We start from the raw sequence: 6,127 nt of genomic DNA, 5'->3' as shown, positions 1-6,127 counted from the left end.
CCATTCGTGCGCTGGGACCGCGGTCCCGGCATGCCCAACCAGGCGGTGCTGGTCGATTTCCCGCACCGCCGCTTCTATTTCTTCTTCATCGAGCTGTGGCCACAGGAAGTGTACTACTTCACCGGCCTGCTCATCATTGCGGCCGTAGCCCTGTTCCTGATGAATGCCGTCGCCGGCCGGCTGTGGTGCGGCTACCTCTGCCCGCAGACGGTGTGGACCGACCTGTTCTATGCCGTCGAGCGCTGGGTCGAGGGCGACCGCCGCGAGCGCATGATCGGCGACAAGCGCGGCTGGACCTTCAGCCACATCCGGAAGGTGGCGACCAAGCACTTCCTGTGGATCATGATCGGCTGGTGGACCGGCGGCGCCTGGGTGCTGTATTTCGACGACGCGCCGACCCTGGTGAAGGACCTCGCCACCTTCCAGGCGCCGTTCACGGCCTACCTTTGGATCGGCATCCTGACCGCCACGACCTACATGTTCGCCGGCCATGCCCGCGAGCAGGTCTGCATCTACATGTGCCCGTGGCCGCGCATCCAGGCGGCGCTGACCGACGAATGGGCGCTCAACGTCACCTACAAGGGCGACCGCGGCGAGCCGCGGATGTCGGTCAAGAAGGCGGAGGCGGCGCGGCTGCAGGGCGCGCCGGCCGGCGACTGCGTCGACTGCCATCAATGCGTCAATGTTTGCCCCACCGGCGTCGACATCCGCAACGGCATCCAGCTCGGCTGCATCCAGTGCAGCCTGTGCATCGACGCCTGCGACAGCGTGATGACCCAGATCGGCCGGCCGACCGGCCTGATCGGCTACGACACCGACATCAACGTGGCCAGGCGCCGCGAGGGCAAGCCGGAGATCTACCGGATCATCCGCCCGCGCACGATCACCTATGCGAGCTTCATCGCGATCGTCGGCGGCATCATGCTGTACACGCTGGCGACGCGCGGCACGATGGGCATCAACGTGCTGCATGAGCGCAATCCGCTGTTCGTGCAGCTGTCCGACGGCGGCGTGCGCAACGACTACACGGTGCGTCTGCTCAACAAGCGCGGCGCGCGCGACTTCGTGCTCGATGTCGTCGGTCTGCCGAACGCCAAGGTCACGGTGGCCGGCGAGACGCGCGAGGCCGACGGCCGCATGGTGATCGACGTCGGCCAGGACCAGACCCGCGAGATCCGCATGTCGATCGAGGCCAAGGGCGCCGATCTTCCGCCGGCGCCGGTCGACATCGAGATCAGGATCAGTGATCCCACGACCGGTACGTCGGTGAGCAAGCACGATCACTTCGTGCCGGGAAGCCGCTGAGCCGCTCTTGGCTCGGGCCTTTGCAGCGCGACTGCAACTGATGAGGAAAGAGGGAGGAGCAACCGCTTCTCCCTCTTTTTGTCCGTCACGGTTGTTCCAGATCAATGATGCGCGAAGACCGCAGGCAGAGCATCGGCACGTCAAGGGATCGTTGCTTCCTACTGACGGAGAAACAAACATGTTGAAGGTCGCAGTTCTCATCTGGGTCATGCTGGGCACCGTGCTGGCGGGCAGCGCCGTGACCGCGTTGTTGACGGTGCAGGGGCTGGTCGCGAGCCCGATGAAGGATCTGCCGCTCGCGGCACTGGTCGGCTTCGTCGTCGCAATGCCGTTGTCCTATTTCGTCGCAGCGAAGATCAGCCGCAACGGCCGGGGCCGCACCGCCTGACACGGGCCGGGCCGGACGGCGACGTTCACGGAGTCAAACAGCGCAGGGGTCGGGGATCGCAGCAACGAGACATCGTGAAGCGGTCCCGCGGCGCAGATGCGTCCGGGTTGCTCCAGTCCGTTTCGCCCTTGATAGAAGAGGGCGCGGGGAATGCCGGGCGCTGGCCGCACCCATGGCCCGCCTGCAGAAAGAAAAGCAGGCGGCAGTCACCACAGGTTCAGCCGAGACATCCCGGCATTCCCCGCGCGATGGGTTTCACGCTTATAACGCGCTCTCCCCGGTGTCCGGCGTTTTAGCCACCGTCGCCCTCGGGATCATCATCACCTGAGGGCTTGGCGCCAGCTTCGGGGCGCCAGGACCACGCGTCTTCACGTTCGCGTCATGCCGTTCGTCCGCGTGCCATCACGGCACGCTGCGGCATGGCCGCGGCCACCGCATCCCACCCCGCGTGTCGTGACGATCGCGATGCGCCCCTCTTGCCGAGGCGGGACCGCGACACTCAATCACGAATTCGAAAAAAAGCGAAAGTGGAAAATTGAGGCGCGGGAGCTGACGCCGGTCACGGTGTTGATCCCGCTTCTGAAAATCATCCCTCGGTGCGGCCGCCGCAACGGCTTTGCGCCGGCGAGCGGCCGGCGACGCCGTCCTGAGTCGCCTGACGGGCAGGCGGTCGATGTGACGAGATTGGGGCGAGGGTGGCGACCATTGATCAGCGATCCTGGCCCTCCCGCTTCGCCGGTACCATCTTGTCGTAGACCTTGCTGCCGAGCAAAGCGGCGTGGCTGACGAACAGCAGCGAGGTGAAGGTGCCGTCGATCTGCGGCATCGAGGTCAGCACCGAGGCGCTCTGCGTGGCGGCGAAGACGATGCGGACGGCATCGATGTTGGAGACGACGTCGAACAGCACCAGGAGATAGCTGATGCTGAGGATGCCGGTGATAGCGACGTGCTGGACGCGGTTGATGTCGACCATGTCGCTGCGTCCCTTCACCTCCTGCAGCACCATGTCGGACAGCGCGGCTTTCTCCGGGCCGGCTTTGTCGGCGAGATATCTCGGCGCCTGCGTCGGCGAGGCGGCGTCGGGCGCGGTCTGCTCCTGCGTGCCGACGACGGTCGAGTTCGATATCAGGCGGGACAGGAACGGCGTTGCCACAGCGAAGCCGCCGACCAGGGCGAGATAGAACGGGATGCTCGGGAACAGATTGTAGGCGTCGAGCGCGATCTTGGCGTTGTTGGGCACCTCCTTGGCCGCGGTGGCGGCCGCCGCCTGCTGCTGCAGCTCGGTGATGAACAATCCGCCGAAGCCGTAGTTGAACAGGCCGCACACCAGCAGTCCCGACAGCAGGATGACGGACCAGATCACGAGTTGCGCCAGTGTCAGGCTCATGCGATTGCGCTCGTCGATGATCGGTCCGAGCGCGCGCCCGGTGATGCCGAAGCCGCACGCGATGAACAGCAGCGAGAGCGAGGCGAGCGCGAGGCCGAACGGGATTACCAGCGACATCGTGCCGTTGACCACGCTCGACCACTCCAGCGCCTTGCTGGCGAACCATTCCGGCCAGGTGGTCGGCCGCGCGGCGTTGCTGCCGGGCTTGGCATCTGGAGCGGGATATTGCGCCGAGGCGACGAGCGACTGCGCGGCCATGAACTGGGTGCGGCAATCCTGTGCCTTGTCGGGTTTGGGCCGCCATCTGACGCTGTCGAGCACGTTCGGCTTCTCGGTCGTCGCCACGGTGCAGTCCAGCCCGTCGCCGGTGCTGCCGGTGGCGATGCGGGCGTTCTGGACGAATTGGCCGAGTGACAGGCGGGCGCCGACGCCCATGCCGTAGGCGCCGAGCGCCGACAGCACGAACAGACCGAGTGCGACGACGAACAGGAAGACCCCCGCTCTCGGCATGGCTTTTGACGTCGCGCGCGGCTCGGCCATCGGCGCGCTGCCGCTGGGCACGCCGGTGCCGGTCATCGCGTTGACGAACACCGCCGCACCGCCGGAGCCCGCATCGGTCGCTGCATCGCGCGTGAACACGTCCACGGTCTGTCCGTTGGTGAGCGGCTGGTGCAGCTGATGCGTGATCTTGTCGGCCGCGAGATCGGCCCAGGGCGTGGGCGGCGGCGGGCTCGTCGTGCTGTTGAGCTGCAGCGTCTCGCCGTCGGCCTCCCAGATGATGACGCGGCTCTGCGGCGCGGTGGCGCCGCGCGCATCCTCGGCGATCGCCAGGATCGCGCGTACGGTGCCGCCGAGCTCGCGATCCTGCACCGATGGCAGCACGTCGCGCCGGGTGAAGCCCGCGCCATCCACCGATGCCGCCAGCTGCGCGATCAGCCGCCGCACGCCGTTGACGCTGCCGCTGCCGTCGGCGGGCGCGCTGCCCAGCGGCTTGGTCTCCGCCCAGACGATCTGGGCCAGTTCACCTGATGGAAGCGTCATGATGTCCTCCGGGCAATCAGTTTTTGAGTATGGCTATGTCGTTGCACGCGTCTGATGTCGGGATGCGAGGGATCGGGACAGGCAAGTCATGGCGCCTTCTCAAGCACCCATCCGACCTTCTCTCGGAAGACGAAGCCGTTCTTCTGCAGCACGTCGCGTACCGTGCGGGCAGCCGGTGTCTTGCCATCCTTGATGATGTGGCGGATTTCCTCGTTGATACGGTTCTTGAGCTGTGTGGGCGTGAGCTCTCCCTTGTTCTTCACCCGGTCGACGGCCTGACCGAAAATTTCAGCCATCTCGTGGGTCTCGTCGAAGCGGCGGGTGAACAGCGCATCGGGGTCCTTGGTCAGCGACACCGGCTCCAGCTTCTTGCGACCGCGCGCGACATCGCGCGGATCGGTCCCGACGTGCTTGGTTCTGCGGTTCGTGGCCGGGTCAAGGAACTGCCGGTTGTGCGGGTCCATCGCGCGATCCACGGCGCGCTGCGGCTTGATGCCTGGTGCGCCGACCGCCAGCGGCTCGTCGATGTCGCCGCGCGTCACCGGTTGATCGAGGACGAAGTTCTTCTCGCCGGATTTAATTTGAGCCGCGCGCTTCTCGCTGAAGTGGGGCGAGAAGGCGTTCGGGTCGTCCAGGCGCTTGATTGCTTCGTCGACGAAGCCTTCAGGCAGCGGCTTTCCCAGACGCTTGGGGGCCTTCGGCGCGGGCGCGGGCGCAGCAGCAGCCACTGGCTTGCCGAGCTTCGCCGCTTTCTGCTTTTTCTGAAGTTCCGCAGTCTCCCTTTCAATACGCCTGACAAAGTCGGGATCGGTCTTGCCGAGCGCCTCCTGCCGCGCGGCAATCTTGCGCATGGCGTCGAGCCGCTCGGCGTCGCGACGCAACGGATCGACAAGGCCGCCTTTGTTGGCGGCTTGGCCACCGGGAGGATCGGCCGCCGAGCCGCCGGATCCCGGAGCTTGATTGGCGGCGCGGCTCGCATTGTTGCGCGCCGCTTCGCAGGTGCGGATGAGAGCCGCGCCTTGCTTTGCAGCCTCCTGCGGATTGCTTTGCCGCATGGCCTGGATGCGCGCGTTCCAGTCCGCCAGCTCAGGATGCTGCGCCAATTCGTTCGCATACTCGACGTGGATGACCGGGCACGGACCCGGGCTGCACACGCCGACGCCCTTGGGGGTGACGACCGCCTCATGACCGTTGACGGTCGGCTTTTTCGCGGACGCCTGCGCGGGCTCGATGGCGAGTTCCGGCTTGGGCGCAGCGGGCGGCGATTTGATCGCCGGATGATCCTCGCTCTTGCCCCGTTCAGGCTTGCTGACGCCTTTGGGCGGTTCGGCTTCGGCAGGATGCGTTGGTGGCTTGATGGGCGGCGTCGTTTCGCCCGAATGAACGGTGGGGGCCGAGCCCTTGGCGGCATTCGCCTTCTGTTTGGCCGCTTCGCTCCCCTTCGTTCCCTGTCCCACCAAGTGCGAGGTCGCAACCGATTGCGCAGCCGCGACCGCCGCCTGCCGATTATCCATGCCTTGCAACTTTGCGTCGGCGAACGCGACGCCGCCACCGACAACCTTGTCGGTGACTGTTGCCGCGCCACCGCGCAATTTGGCGGTGGGAACGCCGAGTACGCCGCCGATGCAGCCGGTCAAGGCCGCGCGGACGGGCCCCGGCACCAATTGCTTTTGCTTCGCCTCGGCGGCTTGCTCGATCGTGACCGTCGGAAACAGTTGGTCGAGCGCTTGCGTCGTGATCTCGCCGGTCACGTTGATCCCTGCCTCGGTCAGGCAGCGCCGCACCGCCTGCTGCGCGAACGGCTGGCCGAGCTTTGCGGCAGCGCCTGCGCCGGACAAAGCGTGGCCAAGCCCGGCTGTCAGGCCTGTGACGAAACCCTGCTTGCCGAACTTGGCGGCATCCTGCTTGACACCTTTCCAATCGACCTTGCCGGAGTTGACGCCACTAGCGAGCGCCGTCGATCCGCCGCCAAGCGCCGCGCCGCCAGTGCCGACCACGCCAGCAGT

Annotated in this window: 4 protein-coding genes and 1 pseudogene; 3 read left to right on the top strand and 2 right to left on the bottom strand. The window is 66.3% G+C overall.

Translation table 11 applies throughout. The features are described 5' to 3' along the window. From ccoG to BRAO375_RS38585, 3 genes are all read left to right on the top strand, one after another. The coding region (gene ccoG / locus BRAO375_RS14285; RefSeq protein ID WP_052536089.1) for a cytochrome c oxidase accessory protein CcoG at positions 1–1,305 on the top strand (1,305 nt) is incomplete at its 5' end. A 178-nt stretch (positions 1,306–1,483) separates the two neighbouring features. Beyond that, on the top strand, positions 1,484–1,693 hold the full coding sequence (locus BRAO375_RS14280) for a hypothetical protein (protein ID WP_035640288.1): 210 nt from the start codon (positions 1,484–1,486) through the stop codon (positions 1,691–1,693). A gap of 172 nt (positions 1,694–1,865) precedes the next feature. Beyond that, positions 1,866–2,021 (top strand): hypothetical protein, encoded by a 156-nt coding sequence (locus BRAO375_RS38585; protein ID WP_244423191.1) that lies wholly within the window; start codon positions 1,866–1,868, stop codon positions 2,019–2,021. Between the two features lie 381 nt (positions 2,022–2,402). Here the strand turns inward: BRAO375_RS38585 and BRAO375_RS14275 are convergent, their stop codons facing one another. Together BRAO375_RS14275 and BRAO375_RS14270 are read right to left on the bottom strand one after the other, a co-directional pair. Further along, the gene (locus tag BRAO375_RS14275) at positions 2,403–4,121 is read right to left on the bottom strand and encodes a hypothetical protein (RefSeq protein ID WP_009028180.1); all 1,719 of its coding nucleotides are present in this window, start codon (positions 4,119–4,121) and stop codon (positions 2,403–2,405) included. 86 nt (positions 4,122–4,207) lie between these two features. Further along, a pseudogene (locus BRAO375_RS14270) lies at positions 4,208–6,127 on the bottom strand (hypothetical protein); the annotation flags it as partial.

It is taken from the genome of Bradyrhizobium sp. ORS 375 (assembly GCF_000239775.1).
Taxonomy (GTDB): Bacteria; Pseudomonadota; Alphaproteobacteria; order Rhizobiales; family Xanthobacteraceae; genus Bradyrhizobium.
This window is presented reverse-complemented; position numbering and strand designations above follow the sequence as displayed.